At 61.4% G+C, this 19,565-nt stretch carries 18 protein-coding genes; 16 read left to right on the top strand and 2 right to left on the bottom strand.

Annotation, left to right across the window (positions count from 1 at the left end):
- The first annotated feature begins 43 nt into the window (after window positions 1–43).
- Both ACEN8R_RS16800 and ACEN8R_RS16795 read left to right on the top strand, forming a co-directional pair.
- On the top strand, window positions 44–976 hold the full coding sequence (locus tag ACEN8R_RS16800) for an ABC transporter ATP-binding protein (protein WP_018926239.1): 933 nt from the start codon (window positions 44–46) through the stop codon (window positions 974–976).
- On the top strand, window positions 973–1,752 hold the full coding sequence (locus tag ACEN8R_RS16795) for an ABC transporter permease (RefSeq protein ID WP_018926238.1): 780 nt from the start codon (window positions 973–975) through the stop codon (window positions 1,750–1,752). The genes ACEN8R_RS16800 and ACEN8R_RS16795 overlap by 4 nt, the downstream gene beginning before the upstream one ends.
- Window positions 1,753–1,823: 71 nt before the next feature.
- Here ACEN8R_RS16795 and ACEN8R_RS16790 read toward each other — a convergent pair whose 3' ends face one another.
- On the bottom strand, window positions 1,824–2,345 hold the full coding sequence (locus tag ACEN8R_RS16790) for a DUF2062 domain-containing protein (RefSeq protein ID WP_018926237.1): 522 nt from the start codon (window positions 2,343–2,345) through the stop codon (window positions 1,824–1,826).
- 136 nt (window positions 2,346–2,481) lie between these two features.
- Here ACEN8R_RS16790 and ACEN8R_RS16785 point away from each other — a divergent pair, with 136 nt between their 5' ends.
- From ACEN8R_RS16785 to ACEN8R_RS16730, 12 genes are all read left to right on the top strand, one after another.
- A complete protein-coding gene (locus ACEN8R_RS16785; RefSeq protein ID WP_018926236.1) occupies window positions 2,482–4,716 on the top strand; it encodes a DNA internalization-related competence protein ComEC/Rec2 in 2,235 nt (744 codons plus the stop codon).
- Between the two features lie 97 nt (window positions 4,717–4,813).
- Entirely contained in the window at window positions 4,814–5,449 is a 636-nt protein-coding gene (locus ACEN8R_RS16780) for a MotA/TolQ/ExbB proton channel family protein (protein WP_007941964.1), read from the top strand.
- Window positions 5,446–5,874: an ExbD/TolR family protein gene (locus ACEN8R_RS16775; protein ID WP_018926235.1), complete on the top strand. Its 429-nt coding sequence runs from the start codon at window positions 5,446–5,448 to the stop codon at window positions 5,872–5,874. Before ACEN8R_RS16780 ends, ACEN8R_RS16775 begins: the two co-directional genes overlap by 4 nt.
- Entirely contained in the window at window positions 5,874–6,884 is a 1,011-nt protein-coding gene (lpxK, locus tag ACEN8R_RS16770) for a tetraacyldisaccharide 4'-kinase (RefSeq protein ID WP_018926234.1), read from the top strand. Before ACEN8R_RS16775 ends, lpxK begins: the two co-directional genes overlap by 1 nt.
- A 25-nt stretch (window positions 6,885–6,909) precedes the next feature.
- Window positions 6,910–7,095 carry a Trm112 family protein gene (locus ACEN8R_RS16765; RefSeq protein WP_003179363.1) on the top strand — a complete coding sequence of 62 codons (186 nt, stop codon included), beginning with the start codon at window positions 6,910–6,912 and terminating at the stop codon, window positions 7,093–7,095.
- Window positions 7,092–7,856, top strand: a complete 765-nt coding sequence (gene kdsB, locus ACEN8R_RS16760; protein WP_018926233.1) for a 3-deoxy-manno-octulosonate cytidylyltransferase — start codon at window positions 7,092–7,094, stop codon at window positions 7,854–7,856. The genes ACEN8R_RS16765 and kdsB overlap by 4 nt, the downstream gene beginning before the upstream one ends.
- A complete protein-coding gene (locus ACEN8R_RS16755; RefSeq protein WP_018926232.1) occupies window positions 7,856–8,320 on the top strand; it encodes a low molecular weight protein-tyrosine-phosphatase in 465 nt (154 codons plus the stop codon). Before kdsB ends, ACEN8R_RS16755 begins: the two co-directional genes overlap by 1 nt.
- Complete coding sequence (murB, locus tag ACEN8R_RS16750) at window positions 8,317–9,336, top strand: UDP-N-acetylmuramate dehydrogenase (RefSeq protein WP_064616576.1); 1,020 nt, start codon at window positions 8,317–8,319, stop codon at window positions 9,334–9,336. The genes ACEN8R_RS16755 and murB overlap by 4 nt, the downstream gene beginning before the upstream one ends.
- Window positions 9,337–9,578: 242 nt before the next feature.
- Window positions 9,579–10,049: a (2Fe-2S)-binding protein gene (locus ACEN8R_RS16745; protein WP_018926230.1), complete on the top strand. Its 471-nt coding sequence runs from the start codon at window positions 9,579–9,581 to the stop codon at window positions 10,047–10,049.
- Window positions 10,046–12,367, top strand: coding sequence for a xanthine dehydrogenase family protein molybdopterin-binding subunit (locus tag ACEN8R_RS16740; protein ID WP_018926229.1), 2,322 nt, complete (start codon window positions 10,046–10,048; stop codon window positions 12,365–12,367). The genes ACEN8R_RS16745 and ACEN8R_RS16740 overlap by 4 nt, the downstream gene beginning before the upstream one ends.
- Window positions 12,367–13,350 carry an XdhC family protein gene (locus ACEN8R_RS16735; RefSeq protein WP_018926228.1) on the top strand — a complete coding sequence of 328 codons (984 nt, stop codon included), beginning with the start codon at window positions 12,367–12,369 and terminating at the stop codon, window positions 13,348–13,350. Before ACEN8R_RS16740 ends, ACEN8R_RS16735 begins: the two co-directional genes overlap by 1 nt.
- On the top strand, window positions 13,347–13,940 hold the full coding sequence (locus ACEN8R_RS16730; protein WP_018926227.1) for a nucleotidyltransferase family protein: 594 nt from the start codon (window positions 13,347–13,349) through the stop codon (window positions 13,938–13,940). The genes ACEN8R_RS16735 and ACEN8R_RS16730 overlap by 4 nt, the downstream gene beginning before the upstream one ends.
- A gap of 92 nt (window positions 13,941–14,032) precedes the next feature.
- Here the strand turns inward: ACEN8R_RS16730 and rne are convergent, their stop codons facing one another.
- Window positions 14,033–17,245 (bottom strand): ribonuclease E, encoded by a 3,213-nt coding sequence (rne, locus tag ACEN8R_RS16725; protein ID WP_026286432.1) that lies wholly within the window; start codon window positions 17,243–17,245, stop codon window positions 14,033–14,035.
- 700 nt (window positions 17,246–17,945) lie between these two features.
- Here rne and rluC point away from each other — a divergent pair.
- Both rluC and ACEN8R_RS16715 read left to right on the top strand, forming a co-directional pair.
- Window positions 17,946–18,905, top strand: a complete 960-nt coding sequence (rluC, locus tag ACEN8R_RS16720; protein ID WP_007941997.1) for a 23S rRNA pseudouridine(955/2504/2580) synthase RluC — start codon at window positions 17,946–17,948, stop codon at window positions 18,903–18,905.
- On the top strand, window positions 18,892–19,554 hold the full coding sequence (locus tag ACEN8R_RS16715) for an HAD-IA family hydrolase (protein WP_018926225.1): 663 nt from the start codon (window positions 18,892–18,894) through the stop codon (window positions 19,552–19,554). The genes rluC and ACEN8R_RS16715 overlap by 14 nt, the downstream gene beginning before the upstream one ends.
- Window positions 19,555–19,565: the final 11 nt, after the last annotated feature.

Raw genomic sequence — 19,565 nt, 5'->3', positions numbered from 1 at the left:
CCTTATTTATTCCTTTCTTCCCTTCCTGGTGCGTAAATCCGATATGAGTTCCGCTCTGTCCATCCGGCAGCTAACCAAAACCTACGGCAACGGTTTCCAGGCCTTGAGTGGTATCGATCTGGACGTCGCCGAAGGTGACTTTTTCGCTTTGCTCGGCCCGAATGGCGCCGGCAAATCCACGACCATCGGCATTATCTCGACCTTGGTGAACAAAACCAGCGGCACGGTGAATGTGTTCGGTCACGACCTGGACAAGGAACCAGCGGCGCTCAAGCGCTGCATTGGTGTGGTGCCCCAGGAGTTCAACTTCAACCAGTTCGAAAAGACCTTCGACATCGTCGTGACCCAGGCCGGTTACTACGGCATCCCGGCGAGAATCGCCAAGGAACGCGCCGAGCAGTACCTGACCCAACTGGGGTTGTGGGACAAGCGCGATGTGCCGTCGCGCTCCCTGTCCGGCGGCATGAAGCGCCGACTGATGATCGCCCGGGCGCTGGTTCACGAGCCACGCCTGCTGATCCTCGACGAACCGACGGCGGGGGTGGACATCGAATTGCGTCGCTCGATGTGGACCTTCCTCACTGAACTGAACAAGAAAGGCATCACCATCATCCTCACCACCCACTACCTGGAGGAGGCTGAGCAGTTGTGCCGCAACATCGGCATCATCGACCACGGCACCATTGTCGAGAACACCAGCATGAAGCAGTTGCTCAGCCAACTGCATGTCGAGACGTTCCTGCTGGACCTGAAGAACACCTTGCAAGTGGCGCCGCAGTTGCTTGGTTACCCGGCCAAACTGATCGACAGTCATACCCTGGAAGTCCAGGTCGACAAGGCCATGGGCATTACCGCGCTGTTCACCCAGTTGGCGCAGCAGAACATCGAAGTGTTGAGCCTGCGTAACAAAACCAATCGCCTTGAGGAGTTGTTCGTGTCCCTGGTGGAGAAAAATCTGTCGAAGGTGGCGGTATGAGTTCCGAGCTGCAACCCAACCTCGTCGCCCTCAATACCATCGTTTACCGTGAGGTCAAGCGCTTCACCCGGATCTGGCCGCAGACTTTGCTGCCGCCAGCCATCACCATGGTTCTGTACTTTGTGATCTTCGGCAATCTGATCGGTCGGCAGATCGGCGGCATGGGTGGCTTCACGTACATGGAGTACATCGTGCCGGGGCTGATCATGATGTCGGTGATCACCAACTCCTATGGCAACGTGGTGTCGAGTTTCTTTGGCAGCAAGTTCCAGCGCTCCATCGAAGAACTGATGGTGTCGCCGGTGTCGCCCCATACGATTCTGATCGGCTACACCCTGGGCGGCGTGCTGCGCGGGTTGATGGTCGGGCTCATCGTGACGCTGCTGTCGCTGTTCTTCACCACGCTACAGGTGCATCACCTGGGCGTGACCGTTCTGGTGGTGCTGCTGACGGCGACGATCTTCTCGTTGCTGGGTTTCATCAACGCGGTATTTGCGCGCAATTTCGATGACATCTCGATCATCCCGACCTTCGTGCTGACACCGCTGACGTACCTGGGCGGGGTGTTCTACTCGATCAGCTTGTTACCACCGTTCTGGCAGACCGTTTCGCTGGCCAACCCGGTGCTGCACATGGTCAACGCCTTCCGTTACGGCATTCTTGGCGTGTCGGACATCAAGATCAGCGTGGCGATCGCTTTCATGCTGGTAGCGACTGTTGTGCTGTACATCGGTTGTGCGCGGCTGCTGGTGAGTGGGCGCGGGATGCGTACCTGATCGAGACCGTGTCACGGCCTTTGCGGGCAAACACCGCAAAAAGAAACGGCCTCCCAAGTGGAGGCCGTTTTTCATTCCTGCATCCGGCTGCGCTTACGCCGTGCCCACTGCCGACTCACCCACCAGCGCCAATACATCATCACCAGACAATAAGCCAACGCCCCAAGCACCAGCCCCGTTACCACCGAACCCAGTAAAAACGGTTGCCACAAAGTCGAGAGCTCGCCGCTGATCCATGCCCAGGTCAACTCGTCCGGCAAGCTCCTGGCGGGGACGTCCATCAACCAGGCGCCGGTCTGGTAGGTGCAGAAGAACACCGCCGGCATGGTGATCGGGTTGGTCAGCCAGACCAGGCTGACCGCTATCGGCATGTTGCCGCGCACTACGATGGCGAGGATGGCCGCCAACAGCATTTGCAACGGGATGGGCAGGAACGCCGCGAACAGGCCGACGGCCATGGCCCGCGCGACGGAATGACGATTGAGGTGCCAGAGGTTCGGGTCATGCAGCAGGGTGCCAAGAAAGCGTAAGGATTTGTGTTCCCTGATGCTGGTCGGGTCTGGCATGTAGCGTTTGAATAAGCGCCGGGGCATAAGGCTTCTCGGTCGGTTAAGGCGGCAAGTATGTCTGGATTCTACGAACCGCCCATTCAGACTTTGTGACAATTGTTAACGACGCCTGTGCGGCGCGACGGCTAAGCCTAGGGAGGGGACTCTCAAGGACGGGCTTATGCGCACAGGGATGATGGCGCTGGCGTTGGGTCTGCTGGCCCTGCGTTTTTTGCCGGCACTGCCGCCGGCAGGGTTGTGGCTGTTGTTGCCGGTAGTGGGTTTGATGTTGCTGCCGTTTCGAACCTTTCCACTGGCATTTTGGTTGTTTGGCTTCAGTTGGGCGTGTGCGAATGCGCAGTGGGCGCTGGATGATCGCCTGGCGCTGAAGCTCGATGGCGAGACTCGCTGGGTCGAAGGCCGGGTTACCGGGTTGCCGCAGCAGGCCGAGGGTGTAGTGCGTTTCGAACTGACAGACAGTCAGTCGCGTCGCACCCAACTGCCCCGGCACCTGCGTCTGGCCTGGTATGGCGGGCCGCCCGTCAACAGTGGCGAGCGGTGGCGGCTGGCAGTCAAATTGAAGCGTCCTGCCGGGCTGCTCAACCCTCATGGTTTTGATTACGACGCCTGGTTGCTGGCCCAACGTATTGGCGCCACTGGGACCGTCAAGGACGGTCAGCGACTGGGGCAAGCGCAGTGGGCCTGGCGCGACGGCATTCGTCAGCGTTTGCAGGCCGTGGATGCGCACGGGCGAACGGGAGCGCTGACGGCGTTGGTGCTGGGGGACGGCGCCGGGCTGAGCCGTGAGGACTGGCAGGTGCTGCAAGACACCGGCACCGTGCATCTGTTGGTGATTTCCGGGCAGCACATTGGTTTGCTGGCGGGGCTGGTGTATCTGCTGATCGCCGGGCTGGCGCGCTATGGCTTATGGCCCAGACGCTTGCCGTGGCTGCCATGGGCGTGTGGGCTGGCGTTCGCGGCGGCGCTCGGTTATGGGCTGCTGGCCGGTTTCGAGGTGCCGGTGCGTCGGGCCTGCCTGATGATTGGTCTGCTGTTGTTGTGGCGGCTACGGTTTCGTCACCTCGGCGCCTGGTGGCCGCTGTTGCTGGCGCTTGACGGTGTTTTGCTGCTGGACCCGCTGGCAAGCCTGCAACCGGGTTTCTGGTTGTCCTTTGCGGCAGTAGCGGTGCTGATTTTCACCTTTGGCGGGCGATTGGGCCCGTGGCGTTGGTGGCAAACCTGGACCCGTGCCCAATGGCTGATCGCAATCGGTCTGTGCCCGCTGCTGTTAGTGCTGGGGTTGCCGATCAGTCTCAGCGGGCCGCTGGCCAATCTTCTGGCGGTGCCCTGGATCAGCCTGTTGGTCTTGCCGCCGGCCTTGCTCGGAACGCTGCTGTTGGCCGTTCCCTATGTGGGCGAGGGGTTACTGTGGTTGGCTGGCAGTCTGATCGACCTTTTGTTCAAGGGGCTGGCGTTGGTGGCCGGGCAATTGCCCGCGTGGGTGCCGGTGGCGGTTCCGTTGTGGGTTTGGGCGTTCGGCGCACTGGGCGCATTTCTGCTGTTACTGCCACCGGGCGTGCCGTTGCGCCCGCTGGGCTGGCCGATGTTGCTGTTGCTGGTTTTTGCGCCCCGGCACACGCTGCCTGAAGGCGTCGCCGAAATCTGGCAGCTGGATGTCGGCCAGGGGTTGGCCATTCTGGTGCGCACCCGCCATCACACTCTGCTGTATGACGCCGGGCCACGGTTCGGCGATATCGACTTGGGTGAGCGGGTGGTGTTGCCAACATTGCGCAAACTGGGGGTGAATGGACTTGATTTGATGCTGATCAGCCATGCCGACGCCGATCACGCCGGCGGTGCGCGAGCGATTGCCAGCGGTGTGCCGGTGACTCGGGTACTGAGTGGCGACCCACTGGCCTTGCCGGACGAGCTACATGCCGAGGGCTGCGAGAGCGGTCAACAGTGGACCTGGGACGACGTGCGGTTCCAGCTCTGGCAGTGGTCGTCGGCCAGCGACAGCAATCAGAAATCCTGCGTGCTGCAGATCGAAGCCAACGGCGAGCGGTTGCTGCTGACCGGCGATATCGATACCGCGGCCGAGCGGGTGCTGCTCGACAGTCCACTGGCGGTGCCGACGGACTGGTTGCAGGCCCCGCACCACGGCAGTCGCAGTTCATCTTCGATGGCGTTGCTCAGCGCTCTGCTGCCTAAAGCGGTGCTGATTTCCCGTGGCAACGGTAATTCTTTCGGTCATCCCCATCCCACAGTCGTGGCGCGTTATCAAAAGCGTGGCATGGCGATCTACGACAGCGCCGAGCAGGGTGCCATTCGTCTACAACTGGGGCGCTTCAAACCACCTTGGACGATGCTTCAGGAACGGCGTTTCTGGCGCGATCCGCCAGTATTGCGCCAGTAGCCCGCGTCATTAAAGCCCGACCGGATGCGACATCGCGGTCTTCGGTGCGCCCACCCCCTATGTTAGAGTGGCGCACTTTTTCGAGGGGACTGTCACTGTGTGGGAATTGGTCAAATCCGGCGGCTGGATGATGCTGCCGATCATTCTGAGTTCCATCGCGGCCATGGCGATCGTCGCCGAGCGTCTCTGGACCCTGCGCGCCAGCCGCGTGACCCCGGAGCACTTGCTCGGGCAGGTCTGGGTCTGGATCAAGGACAAGCAACTCAATAAAGAAAAACTCAAGGAGTTACGCGCCAACTCTCCGCTGGGCGAGATCCTGGCTGCCGGTCTGGCGAACTCCAAGCATGGTCGCGAGATCATGAAAGAGTGCATCGAAGAGGCCGCCGCGCGGGTGATTCATGAGCTCGAACGTTACATCAACGCCTTGGGCACCATCGCCGCCATGGCTCCGTTGCTGGGGCTGCTGGGTACGGTGCTGGGCATGATTGATATTTTCAGTGCGTTCATGGGCACGGGCATGGGCACCAACGCCGCGGTGCTGGCCGGGGGTATTTCCAAGGCCTTGATCACCACCGCCGCGGGCCTGATGGTCGGTATCCCGGCCGTGTTCTTCCACCGCTTCCTGCAACGTCGGATCGATGAGCTGGTGGTGGGCATGGAGCAAGAGGCGATCAAACTGGTCGAGGTTATTCAGGGCGATCGCGACGTGGACCTGGCCGAGGGTAAAGCGTGAAGTTCCGTCGTAAACCACGGGAAACGGTAGACATCAACCTCGCGTCGCTGATCGACGTGGTGTTTATCCTGTTGCTGTTTTTCGTCGTGACCACCACCTTCACCCGTGAAACCCAGTTGCGCGTCGACCTGCCGGAAGCGGTCAGCGGCTCCCCGGCCGAAGACCAGCAGCTCAAGCAACTGGACATCGCCATCAGCGCCGACGGGGCGTATTCGGTCAACAACCAGCTGTTGCCGAAGAACGACCTGACCAGCCTGATGGAAGCGCTACAGAAAGAATCCAATGGCGACACCAATCTGCCGTTGTCCATCAGCGCCGATGGCAAAACCCCCCATCAGTCCGTCATCACCGCGATGGACGCTGCCGGCAAGCTCGGTTTCAGCCACTTGCGCATGACCACTGTCGAGGCGGCGCCGGCGTCCTGATGGCCATGTCCGATCGATTGCTCGCCGCATGGTACGAAGGTCATCCGGCGTTGAAGCTGTTGCAGCCTCTTGAATGGCTGTATCGACGCGTGGTCACTGGCAAGCGCGAGCGCTTTTTGGCGGGCGAGGGCGAGATCTATCAGTCGCCGGTACCGCTGATCGTGGTCGGCAACATCACGGTGGGCGGCACGGGCAAGACGCCGCTGATTCTGTGGATGATCCAGCACTGCCAGCGCAGCGGTCTGCGGGTCGGAGTGGTCAGCCGTGGTTACGGCGCCAAACCGCCGCAATTGCCGTGGCGGGTCGCGGCGGATCAAGGCGCGGACGTGGCGGGCGATGAGCCGCTGTTGATCGTCCAGCGCACCGGCGTGCCGCTGATGATCGACCCGGACCGCAGCCGTGCGGTCAAAGCCTTGCTGGCGAGTGAGCCGCTGGACCTGATCCTCTCCGACGACGGTATGCAGCATTACCGGCTGGCTCGAAACCTGGAACTGGTGCTGATCGACGCCGCTCGCGGCTTGGGCAACCGCCGTTGTCTGCCCGCCGGACCATTGCGCGAACCGGTCGAGCGCCTGCAAAGCGTCGATGCAGTGCTGTACAACGGCGCTGCCAATGATCGCGAAGACGGTTTTGCCTTCCAGTTGCAACCCACCGAACTGGTCAACCTGCATAGCGGCGAACGGCGGCCTCTGGACCACTTTCCCGCTGGTCAGGCCCTGCACGCCGTGGCCGGGATCGGCAATCCCCGGCGTTTCTTCACGACCCTCGAAACGCTACACTGGCGGCCAGTGCCCCATGCATTTGCCGACCACGCCGAATACAGCGTGCAGGCCTTGAATTTCACACCGTCATTGCCAGTGGTGATGACAGAAAAGGACGCGGTGAAGTGCCGTGCCTTCGCCGCCGCCGATTGGTGGTACCTGGCGGTCGATGCTGCGCCATCGCCGGCCTTCGTGGCCTGGTTCGATACGCAGCTGATGCGCCTGTTGCCGGCTCGTCTTTTGCCTTAACTCCGTTTCTATCCAGGGAATGTACATGGACACCAAATTGCTCGACATCCTCGCTTGCCCGGTCTGCAAAGGCCCACTCAAGCTCAGCGCCGACAAAACCGAGCTGATCAGCAAGGGCGCCGGCCTCGCGTACCCGATTCGCGACGGCATCCCGGTGATGCTCGAAAGCGAAGCGCGCACCCTGACCACCGATGAGCGTCTGGATAAATGACCACAGCCTTTACCGTTGTCATTCCATCGCGTTACGCCTCCACCCGCTTGCCGGGCAAGCCGCTGCTGCTGATCGCCGGCAAGCCGATGATCCAGCACGTCTGGGAACAGGCGAGCAAAAGCAGCGCCCAGCGCGTGGTGGTTGCCACTGACGATGCGCGCATCGTCGAGGCCTGCAAGGGCTTTGGTGCCGAAGTGGTGCTGACTCGCGAAGATCACAACTCCGGCACTGACCGCCTGGCTGAAGTTGCGGCGAAACTGGGCCTGGCCCCGGACGCGATCGTGGTCAATGTTCAGGGCGACGAGCCGTTGATCCCGCCAAGCGTGATCGATCAGGTCGCCGCCAACCTGGCTGCTCACACCGAAGCACGCATGGCCACCCTGGCCGAGCCGATCGAAGACGTCGAAACCCTGTTCAACCCCAATGTGGTCAAAGTGGTCAGCGACCTCAATGGCCTGGCGCTGACCTTCAGTCGTGCCACCTTGCCGTGGGCTCGGGACGCGTTTGCCAAGAGCCGCGAGCAATTGCCGGAAGGCGTGCCATATCGCCGCCACATCGGCATTTATGCTTACCGTGCCGGCTTCCTTCAGGACTTCGTCACCTGGGGCCCGTGCTGGCTGGAAAACACCGAGTCTCTAGAACAGCTGCGTGCCCTCTGGCACGGCGTGCGGATTCACGTCGCCGATGCGCTGATCGCACCGCCCACCGGCGTCGACACCGTTGAAGATCTCGAGCGCGTTCGTCGCCTGCTGGAGGCCTGATGCGGGTTCTGTTCGTCTGCCTGGGCAACATCTGCCGTTCCCCCACGGCTGAGGGCGTATTGCGGCACAAGCTGCGTGAGGCGGGGCTGGCCGATCAAGTCGAAGTGGCTTCTGCCGGCACCGGTGACTGGCACGTCGGCAAGGCCCCGGACAAGCGCAGCCAGGCTGCGGCGAAACTGCGCGGCTACGACCTGTCCGCCCAGCGCGCCCAGCAAGTGACCCGCGCCGATTTCGCCACTTACGACCTGATTCTGGCGATGGACAACAGCAACCTGCGCCACCTCAAGACCATGCAACCGGCCAAGGGCAAGGCCGAGCTGGATTTGTTCCTGCGTCGCTACCAGTCGGAAGTCGATGAAGTGCCGGATCCTTATTATGACGGCGACCAAGGCTTCGAACAGGTACTGGACCTGATCGAGCGCGCCAGCGATCTGCTGGTGATCGAATTGAAGGGACGGCTATGAGTTTGCAGGTTCAACCCCGGGTTTCGCTCAAACCGTACAACAGCTTTGGCGTGGACGTTCAGGCGCGGCTGTTTGCCGAAGCCCATAGCGATGCCGACGTGCGCGAAGCCCTGGCCTACGCGGTGGAGCACGAAGTGCCGGTGCTGGTGATCGGTGGTGGCAGCAATTTGTTGCTGACCGCCGATGTGCCGGCACTGGTGTTGCGCATGGCCACACGGGGGATTCGCCTGCTGAGCGATGACGGCAACCAGGTGGTGATCGAAGCCGAGGCGGGCGAGCCGTGGCACCCGTTTGTGCAACACACCCTGGCGCAAGGGTGGTCGGGGCTGGAAAACCTCAGCCTGATCCCCGGCACCGTCGGCGCGGCACCGATGCAGAACATCGGCGCTTACGGTGTCGAGATAAAGGACGTATTCGCCGGCCTGACAGCCCTCGATCGCCAGACCGGCGAGCTGCGGGACTTCACACTGGCCGAGTGCAACTTTGCCTACCGCGACAGCCTGTTCAAACAGGAGCCGGGGCGCTGGTTGATCCTGCGGGTGCGTTTCACCCTCACGCGCACCGCGCACCTGCACCTGGAATACGGCCCGGTGCGTCAGCGCCTGACCGAGCAGGGTATTGATCACCCGACGCCGACCGATGTCAGCCAGGCCATTTGCAGCATCCGCAGCGAAAAACTCCCGGACCCGGCGGTGCTCGGCAATGCCGGCAGCTTCTTCAAGAATCCGTTGGTGCCCGCCGCACTCGTGGCACAACTCAAGGGTGAATACCCGGATCTGGTGGCGTATGCGCAGCCCGATGGGCAAATGAAGCTGGCGGCGGGCTGGCTGATCGAACGCGCCGGCTGGAAAGGCTTTCGCGACGGCGATGCCGGTGTGCATAAATTACAGGCGCTGGTGCTGGTCAACTACGGCAGCGCAACGGGCCTGCAATTGCTGAATCTGGCGCAGCGCATTCAGAAAGACATTGCAGAGCGTTTCAAGGTCGACCTGGAAATGGAACCCAACCAGTATTGAGGCTACGCTTCAGGCTGATTAAAAAGCCCTGCACATTTTCAAATGTGCAGGGCTTTTTTGTTAATGCTCAGTTAACTTAGCCAGCTAACGATGCAAGCATTTGCTCCATCAAAGGCCCGGTGCAGACGTCGCGTCTACATATGAGAGCCGATTAGCCTGAGTCGATCTGCGTGTAGTGAACCGCGAACCCCAAGCGGCAGATTGCTCGACCCCATAACCTCTATAACTATGCGGGCGTGCCCATGATTACCCTGAAACTCAATGGTCAAGATCATCAACTCGATGTCACCGAGGACATGCCGCTGCTCTGGGCGATCCGTGACGTGGCTGGCTACAACGGCACCAAATTCGGCTGCGGCATGGGCCTGTGCGGCGCCTGCACCATTCATATCGACGGCGCGCCAGCGCGCAGTTGCATCACACCGATCGGCTCGGTGGTCGGCCAGAACGTCAGCACCATCGACAACCTGCACACAGACCCGGTGGGCAAAGTCGTCCAGCAAGCCTGGCTCGACAGCGCCGTGGCTCAGTGCGGTTATTGCCAGGGTGGACAGATCATGTCGGCCACCGCGCTGCTGAAAACCAACCCGAACCCCAGCGACGAGCAGATTGAAGAGGCGATGGTCGGCAATATTTGCCGTTGCGGCACCTACAACCGGATCAAGACCGCCATCCGCCAGGCATCCACTCACCTGAAGGAGGCCAAGGCATGAGCCAGCTACCGAATGATTTTGCGCTGAGTAATCTCAGCCGACGCGGTTTCCTCAAGGGCGTGGGCGCCACCAGTGCGCTGGTGCTGGCCGCCAGTTGGGGCTGGCAGGATGCATTGGCCGCCGAAAAAGAGCAGAAATTCGGTGCCGACGGCATGCCCAACGGCTGGATCGATGATCCGAAGGTTTACATCAGCATCGCCGCCGATGGCAGCGTGACGGTGATTTGCAACCGTTCGGAAATGGGCCAGGGCGTGCGCACCAGTCTGTCCATGGTAGTGGCCGATGAACTGGACGCCGACTGGGCACAGGTCAAAGTGCAGCAGGCGCCGGGCGATGAAGTACGTTTCGGCAATCAGGACACCGACGGCTCGCGCAGCATGCGTCATTGGTACGAGCCGATGCGCCGTTGCGGTGCTGCCGCGCGGACCATGCTTGAGCAAGCTGCTGCCGCGCAATGGAAAGTGCCGGTCAGCGAGTGCCATGCGCAACTGCACAAGGTCATCCATAAATCGACTGGTCGTGAATTGGGCTACGGCGCGTTGGCCGCAGCAGCCAGTGCGCTTACGGTGCCGGCTCGCGACAGCCTGCGGCTCAAGCAGCCGTCGGAGTTTCGCTACATCGGCAAGGAAGGCACCAAGGCCATCGACGGTGCGGACATCGTCAACGGTCGCGCGGTCTACGGCGCCGATGTGCATTTCGACGGCATGCTTTTCGCCACCATCGCCCGTCCGGCGGTCTACGGCGGCAAGGTCAAATCCTTCGATGCCAGCGCTGCGATGAAAGTCCCGGGGGTGATCAAGGTTCTGCAAATCGAAAGCCGTCCATTGCCGTCCGAGTTCCAGCCTCTTGGCGGTGTGGCTGTGGTGGCCAGCAACACCTGGGCGGCGATCAAGGGTCGCGAAGCGCTGAAGATCGAGTGGGATGACGGCCCCAACGCCAGTTACGACTCGATCACCTACCGCAAGGAACTCGAAGCCGCGTCGCTCAAGCCCGGCAAAGTGGTGCGCAACACCGGCAACATCGACCAGGCCGTGAGCGCTGCCGACAGCACCCTTGAAGCTTCTTACTATCTGCCGCACCTGGCGCAATCGCCGATGGAGCCGATGGTCGCCATCGCCCGTTTCAAGGACGGTGTGTGTGAGGCCTGGGCGCCAAGCCAGGCGCCGCAAGTCACCCGCGAGCGGATTGGCGAGCGCCTGGGCATTCCGTTCGATAACGTCACGTTCAACGTCACCTTGCTCGGCGGCGGTTTTGGTCGTAAGTCCAAGCCGGACTTCGTGGTTGAAGCGGCGATCCTGGCCAAGGAATTCCCGGGCAAAGCGGTGCGGGTGCAGTGGACCCGTGAAGACGACATCCACCACTCGTATTTCCACACCGTGTCTGCCGAATACCTCAAGGCCAGTCTGAACAAGGACGGCTTGCCGTCTGGCTGGCTGCACCGCACGGTGGCGCCAAGCATCACCGCGCTGTTCGCGCCGGGGATGAACCATGAAGCGGCTTTCGAGCTGGGCATGGGTTTTACCAACATGGCTTATGCGATCCCCAACGTGCGCCTGGAAAACCCTGAAGCAGCGGTCCACACGCGGGTCGGCTGGTATCGCTCTGTGTCGAACATCCCTCATGGCTTTGCGATTCAGTGCTTTGTCGATGAACTGGCGCATAAGGCCGGCCAGGACCCGCTCAAATACCAGATCAAGCTGCTTGGCCCGGACCGTCAGATCGATCCGCGTACCTTGAGTGAAGAGTGGAACTACGGCGAATCCCCCGAGCGTTATCCGATCGATACCGCGCGGATGCGCACCGTGCTGGAAACCGCCGCTAAAGCCGCCGGATGGGGGCGTAAGCTACCCAAGGGCCGTGGCTTGGGCCTGGCGGTGCATTACAGCTTTGTCACTTATGTGGCAGCCGTGATCGAAGTCGAAGTCAAAGACGATGGCACGCTGATCGTGCACAAAGCCGACATCGCCGTGGATTGCGGCCCGCAGATCAACCCCGAGCGAATTCGCTCGCAGTTCGAAGGCGCCTGCGTCATGGGCCTGGGCAACGCGGTGCTGGGGGAAATCAGCTTCAAGGACGGCAAGGTCCAGCAGGACAACTTCCACATGTACGAAGTGGCGCGCATGTCCCTGGCACCGAAGGAAGTCGCCGTGCACCTGGTCACGCCACCGGGCAATGTACCGTTGGGCGGGGTCGGTGAGCCGGGCGTGCCGCCGATTGCGCCAGCGCTGTGCAACGCGATCTTCGCGGCCACCGGCAAGCGCATCCGTGACTTGCCGGTTCGCTATCAGCTGCAAGGCTGGCAGAAGGCTGACGCCTGATGGATAGCGTCGATCTGAACGTCCTGCGCAGCGTGCTGGAATGGCGCCGCGCCGGTCAGCGGGTGATGTTGTACAGCGTGGTTCAGACCTGGGGTACCGCGCCCCGGGCACCTGGCGCCATGCTCGCCTTGCGTGGCGATGGCGTAGTGATTGGCTCGGTGTCCGGTGGCTGTGTCGAGGATGACCTGATTGCCCGGCTGCACGATGGCCGTATCCCGGCCGATGGGCCTCCGGTGCAGTTGATTACTTATGGCGTCACTCGTGAGGAGGCCGCGCGGTTTGGTTTGCCCTGCGGCGGCACGTTGCGCCTGACCGAGGAGCGCGTCGGCGATCCGGCGTGGGTCGCCCAGTTGCTGGCGCGCTGCGAGGCGCATGAAATTGTTGCGCGCTCGCTGGATATTGCGACCGGTGAAGTGGTTCTGCAGCCGGCGAACAAGCACGATGTGCTGAGTTTTGATGGCAACACACTGCGCGCCATTTACGGCCCGCGTTGGCGATTGTTGTTGATCGGCGCGGGGCAGCTATCGCGGTATGTCGCCGAGATGGCACGGTTGCTGGATTTCGAAGTGCTGATCTGCGATCCGCGCACCGAGTTCGTCTACGGCTGGGAAGAACAACACGGTCGCTTCGTTCCGGGCATGCCCGACGAAGCAGTGCTGACCATCCAGACCGACGAACGCACCGCCATCGTCGCGCTCACCCACGATCCGCGCCTGGATGACATGGCGCTGCTCACGGCCCTGGATTCCAGGGCATTTTATGTCGGTGCGCTGGGTTCGCGAGTCAACAGTCAGAAGCGCCGGGACAACCTGGCTCAGCTAGGCTTGTCCCAACAGGCCATCGAACGCTTGCACGGCCCGATCGGCTTGCACATCGGCAGCCATACTCCGGCGGAAATCGCCTTGTCGCTGCTGGCCGAGATTGTGGCGATCAAGAACGGCATCGAGCTCAAGCAGAAGAGGCCGTTGCAGGAGGGCGTATGAGTGACTCCATTGGCGTTATCGTTCTAGCCGCCGGGCAGGGCAGCCGGTTTCGACAGGTAGCGGGTGACGATAAGGACAAGTTGCTGGTGGACTGCACCGCCCGTGATGGCATCACCGTGCACTCAATGATCGAGCAGGTGCTGGTGAATCTGCCAGCCACACTCGAGAAGCGTGTGCTGGTCACCACCGCGGACCGCCCGCAAGTGATTCGCATGGCGCAGGCTTATGGTTGCGAGATTGTGCGAATCGAGACGACCGGCCTGGGCGACAGCATTGCGGCGGGTGTGGCGGCCTGTTCGCACCTCGGTGGCTGGCTGATCATGCTGGGGGATATGCCGTTTATCCTGCCGTCGAGCATTGAGCAGGTCGTCGCGGCCATTGCGGATGACACCATCAGCGTGCCGGTGCATGAAGGGCAATATGGGCATCCGGTGGGGTTCGGGCGAAGCTTCGGTCCGGGATTGATGGCGCTGACCGGCGATCAGGGCGCCAAGTCACTGTTTGCGCAGGCGAGGGTGGTCGAGGTGGCGGTGGAGGATCCGGGTGTGTTGTGGGATGTGGACATACCAGAGAGGTTGGTCTTCGCCTGATGCACCGCCATCGCGGTTTTCCTGCGAAGCAACCGACATAAAAAAAGCCCCGTCTGGGATCACCAGGCGGGGCTTTTTAGTGGCCGATGGAATCAGGCGAGGGGTTTAGGCTCGTGCTCTTTTTCCAGGGCTTGCTCGTGTTGCTCTACCGCTTCTTGAACGGAGCGCGGTGCTTCGTCGATCACGGATTCAACCGGCTCGGCAGGCACTTCAGCGGCCGGGGCAGGGGCTGCCTCGACGACTTCAGCAACAACCGGTGCTGGCTCGGCAGCGGCCGGAGCAGCAGCGGCAGCCAGTTCGGCTTCCTTCTGCAGACGCTCGGCTTCACGCTTGCGACGACGTACTTCACGCGGGTCGTTCGGCGCACGGCCACTTGGGGTCAGAGCGCTGACAGGAGCGGCTTCGACCACGGGTGCTGTTTCGGCAACCACCGGTGCTTCAAGCAGCGGAGCAGGCTCGGCAGCCGCAACCACTGGCTCGGAGGTCATGCTTTCAGCCGCTGGGGCTTCAGCAACCGGAGCCTCAGCGACTGGTGCTGGAGCTTCGACGGCTACAGGTGGCTCGGCAACCCAGTTGAACGTGGTTTGTTCTTCACGAACTTCGCGAACTTCGCGTGTCGGTTCAGCCACTGGTGCTTCAACGACAGGTTCTGCAGCAACCACTGGTTCGGCGGCAGCTTCAACTTCAGGCCGCGCTTCACGAGCCGGGGCCACTTCGACTTCCGGAGCGGCGATGACTTCCACCGGCGTGCTCGCTTCAACCACTGGCGCTTCAACCGGAGCGGTTTCCAGAGTGGCAGCAGTAGCGCGTTCGGCTTGCTCGTTGGCTTGTGCTTCAGCAGGTGCGCTGATCACGGTGCTGGCAACGGCTGCGGTAACAGCCAGGCCGGCGGCCAGATCGGCAGCGCTTGGCGCTTCGGCGTTTTCAGTGGATTCGGACTCTTCCGAACCTTCGATCACGTTGCCATTGGCATCGCGCTGACGCTCACGACGGTTGCTGCGACGACGCTGGCCACGGGAGCGGCGGCGTGGACGATCGCCTTCGGCGACTTCCTGACCATCTTCCTGCAGTTGCTCTTCGTTGGTTGGCAGCTCTTCTTCGGCAGCGGCAGCAGCGGCAGCAGCGGCTTGCTCGGTGCGTGGTTGACGTTCTTCACGCGGTGGGCGTGGAGCGCGCTCTTCGCGTGGCTGACGGGCCGGACGCTCTTCAGCGGTGGCAGCGGCGGCCGGAGCGGCATCCAGAGGCTCACGCAGTTCACGAACCGGACGTTCTTCACGATCGCCACGTGGCTTGCGATCTTCACGCGGTGCGCGCGGTGCACGTTCTTCACGAGGGGCACGTGGAGCGCGTTCTTCGCGGGCGACTGCTGGCGTTTCTTCGCGGGCTTCGCGTGGTTGACGCTCTTCGCGTGGCTCACGTGGAGCGCGCTCTTCACGCGGTGCACGTTCCTCACGAGGCTTGCGCTCTTCATCGCGGCGACCGTTACGGTTGCGGCTCTGCTGACGACCGTTGCGACGCTCTTCGTTGCGGGCAGGGCGCTCGGTAGTCGCTGGTTTTTCAACCACGACCGGCGCAACTGGCTCTTCCTTGGTCGCGAACAGGCTGATCAGCGACTTCACCAGGCCCTTGAACAGGCTTGGCTCAGGCGCGGCAACCGGTGCAGCTACTGGAGCGGCGACGACTTCGGTCGGCACCGGAGCATTGGCGCGAGCCGGTGCAGTCTTGACTGCGGCTTCCTGGCGAACCAGGGTGCGGGTCGCGGCGGCTGGCTGGACTTCTTCGACTTCCGCAGCGGCAGCAGCGATCTCGTAGCTGGACTGGTTGATGCTGGCTTCCGGGCTGTCATCACGCAGACGCTGAACTTCGAAGTGCGGCGTTTCGAGGTGATCGTTCGGCAGAATGACGATGCGGGCGCGGGTGCGCAGTTCGATCTTGGTGATCGAGTTGCGTTTTTCGTTGAGCAGGAACGCCGCCACCGGGATCGGCACTTGTGCGCGAACTTCGGCGGTGCGGTCTTTCAGGGCTTCTTCTTCGATCAGGCGCAGGATCGCCAGCGACAGCGATTCAACGTCACGGATGATGCCGGTGCCGTTGCAACGCGGGCAAACGATGCCGCTGCTTTCGCCCAGCGATGGACGCAGGCGCTGACGGGACATTTCCAGCAGGCCGAAGCGCGAGATGCGACCGACTTGCACGCGGGCGCGGTCGGCTTCCAGGCATTCGCGGACTTTCTCTTCCACGGCGCGCTGGTTCTTGGCAGGGGTCATGTCGATGAAGTCGATGACGATCAGGCCGCCGATGTCGCGCAAGCGCAACTGACGGGCGATTTCTTCGGCGGCTTCAAGGTTGGTCTGCAGAGCGGTTTCTTCGATGTCGCTGCCTTTGGTGGCGCGCGCCGAGTTGATGTCGATGGACACCAGGGCTTCGGTCGGATCGATGACGATGGAGCCGCCGGAAGGCAGTTCGACGACGCGCTGGAAGGCGGTTTCGATCTGGCTTTCGATCTGGAAGCGGTTGAACAGCGGAACGCTGTCTTCGTACAGCTTGATCTTGCTGGCGTACTGCGGCATCACCTGGCGAATGAAGGTCAGGGCTTCGTCCTGGGCTTCAACGCTGTCGATCAGCACTTCGCCGATGTCCTGGCGCAGGTAATCGCGGATGGCGCGGATGATCACGTTGCTTTCCTGGTAGATCAGGAACGGCGCGGCGCGGTCCAGCGAGGCTTCTTTGATGGCGGTCCAGAGTTGCAGCAGGTAGTCGAGGTCCCACTGCATTTCTTCGCTGCTGCGGCCAAGGCCGGCAGTGCGAACGATCAGACCCATGTCGGCCGGTGCAACCAGGCCGTTGAGGGCTTCACGCAGTTCGTTGCGCTCTTCACCTTCGATGCGACGGGAGATACCGCCGGCACGCGGGTTGTTCGGCATCAGAACCAGGTAACGACCGGCCAGGCTGATGAAGGTGGTCAGGGCGGCGCCCTTGTTGCCACGTTCTTCTTTTTCGACTTGAACGATGACTTCCTGGCCTTCGCTCAGGACGTCCTTGATGTTGACGCGGCCTTCGGGAGTTTTCTTGAAGTATTCGCGGGAGATTTCTTTGAGGGGCAGGAAGCCGTGGCGCTCAGAGCCGAAATCGACAAAGGCAGCCTCAAGGCTTGGTTCGATGCGAGTAATCCGGCCTTTATAGATGTTGGCCTTCTTCTGCTCGCGTGCACCGGATTCGATGTCCAGGTCGTAGAGGCGTTGGCCATCTACCAGTGCAACACGCAACTCTTCAGGTTGAGTCGCGTTAATCAGCATTCTTTTCATGTAGTACCGTCGGTTTCCGGGCTGCCGGAAACGGCGTTCGGCACACACGACTTCTCACGGTCGGTGTCAGGTGCGTCGGGAGCGGTTGGCCATTCCCGTGTCCAGCGATGTCCGACCAATTGGGCCGGTATCGCGACGTACGCGTCCTGCTTGCTGTGGCTACTTAAGCACTCAGTCAGGAGGAGGAATCAACCGGCGGCTGTGGACGAGATGAAGCGTCTTGATAAAGCCTATTGCTACACAGTCCAGCGGTTGTGCATCTCCACCCTACACGTATCCCTGATAATTCGGGTGCTGCCGCGCGCAGAATCCGCAGCGGGTTGGCATTTACCGTGAGCTCCGAAAGGGGAGGTCACGCATCATGGCTAATTTAGGCGTTGTTTCCGAAGCGTTCGCTCGGGGTCGTTTGCAGCTGACTGCACTTTGTGAACTGGCCGTGAATATTTGCTCGGAAGGCGAGTGAAAACTCTGCTTTGCGGCATGATTCAGGCCTTATGTCACCTGCGCTTGTTACAACTGCAAACTCTGCCGTTACGTAGCGAAAGCCCCGTAGGACGGCCTCTCGTCCTCGTGAATTGCGTTGGTCAGGGCCGGTTTTTGACCGTTAGTCCGCTGTCCAGGCCACTTTTGGCGGCGTTCGCGACTATAGCAGCAATGATTAAGTGCTTCAATTCCATAAAAAATTGTTATCATCCGCACCATGACGACTACTGCCCCTTCGACCCCAGGCGTACAACTGCTTGAGGTCTCGCCGGAATATGCCGGCCAACGTATTGATAACTTCCTTCTCGCTCGGCTCAAAGGCGTGCCCAAGACCTTGATTTACCGCATTTTGCGTAAAGGCGAAGTGCGGGTGAACAAAGGTCGGATCAAGCCCGAATACAAGCTGCAGGCGGGCGACATCGTGCGCGTGCCGCCGGTTCGCGTGCCCGAGCGCGACGAGCCCGTGCCACTGGCGCAGGGGCTGCTGCAGCGGCTCGAGGCCTCGATTGTCTATGAAGACAAGGCGCTGATCGTGATCAACAAGCCCGCTGGCATCGCGGTTCACGGCGGCAGCGGCTTGAATTACGGCGTCATCGAAGCCTTTCGTCAGTTACGTCCTGATGCAAAAGAGCTCGAGTTGGTTCACCGCCTCGACCGGGACACGTCCGGCCTGCTGATGATCGCCAAAAAGCGCAGCATGTTGCGTCACTTGCACGCCGCATTGCGCGGTGATGGCGTCGACAAGCGCTATATGGCGCTGGTGCGCGGCAACTGGGCGACCTCGATCAAACAAGTCCGTGCGCCGTTGCAAAAGAGCAATCTGCGCTCCGGCGAGCGCATGGTCGAAGTCGACGAAGAAGGCAAGGAGGCTCTTACCGTGTTCAAGGTGCTGCGCCGCTTCGGTGACTTTGCCACCATGGTCGAAGCCAAGCCGATCACCGGTCGCACTCACCAGATTCGCGTCCATACTTTGCATGCCGGGCATTGCATCGCCGGCGACACCAAGTACGGCGATGAAGATTTCAGCAAGGAAATTCGTGACCTGGGCGGCAAGCGTCTATTCCTGCATGCCTACATGCTGACCGTGCCGCTGCCTGATGGCGGCGAGCTGAAGTTGCAGGCGCCGGTCGACGAGATGTGGGCCAAAACCGTGGAGCGATTGAGTGCGCCCATCTGATTACAAACTGCTGATTTTCGATTGGGACGGCACGCTCGCAGACTCCATTGGTCGGATTGTCGAGGCGATGCACGTGGCGTCCAGGCGCTCTGGCTTCCCGTTGCGCGATGATTTTGCGGTCAAAGGCATTATCGGTCTCGGGTTGCCGGAGGCGATTCGGACTTTGTATCCCGAGATCGGCGATGGCGAGCTTATGGCTTTCCGTGACTATTATGCGGAGCACTACATCGCGGCAGAGGCTGTTCCTTCGCCGTTGTTCGAGGGCGTGCTTGAGTCGATGGAGGCGTTTCGTGCTGACGGCTATCACCTGGCGGTTGCCACCGGCAAGGCTCGGCGCGGGCTGGACCGGGTGCTGAAAGCTCACGGTTGGGAAGATTATTTTGATGTCACTCGCGCAGCCGATGAAACGGCCAGCAAGCCCCATCCGTTGATGCTTGAGCAGATTCTCGCCCATTGCGAGGTTCGTCCGGAGCAGGCGCTGATGGTCGGGGATTCGTCCTTCGATCTGCAGATGGCGCGCAACGCCGGCATGGATTCGGTGGCGGTCAGCTATGGCGCTCAATCGATTGAGGCGTTGCAGCAGTTCGAACCGCGGCTGTCCATTGATCGTTTTTCAGAATTGCGCGCCTGGCTGAGTCAGCGGGCATAACGGTTTTTTGC

This window comes from Pseudomonas sp. Pseusp15, assembly GCF_059492165.1.
This window is presented reverse-complemented; position numbering and strand designations above follow the sequence as displayed.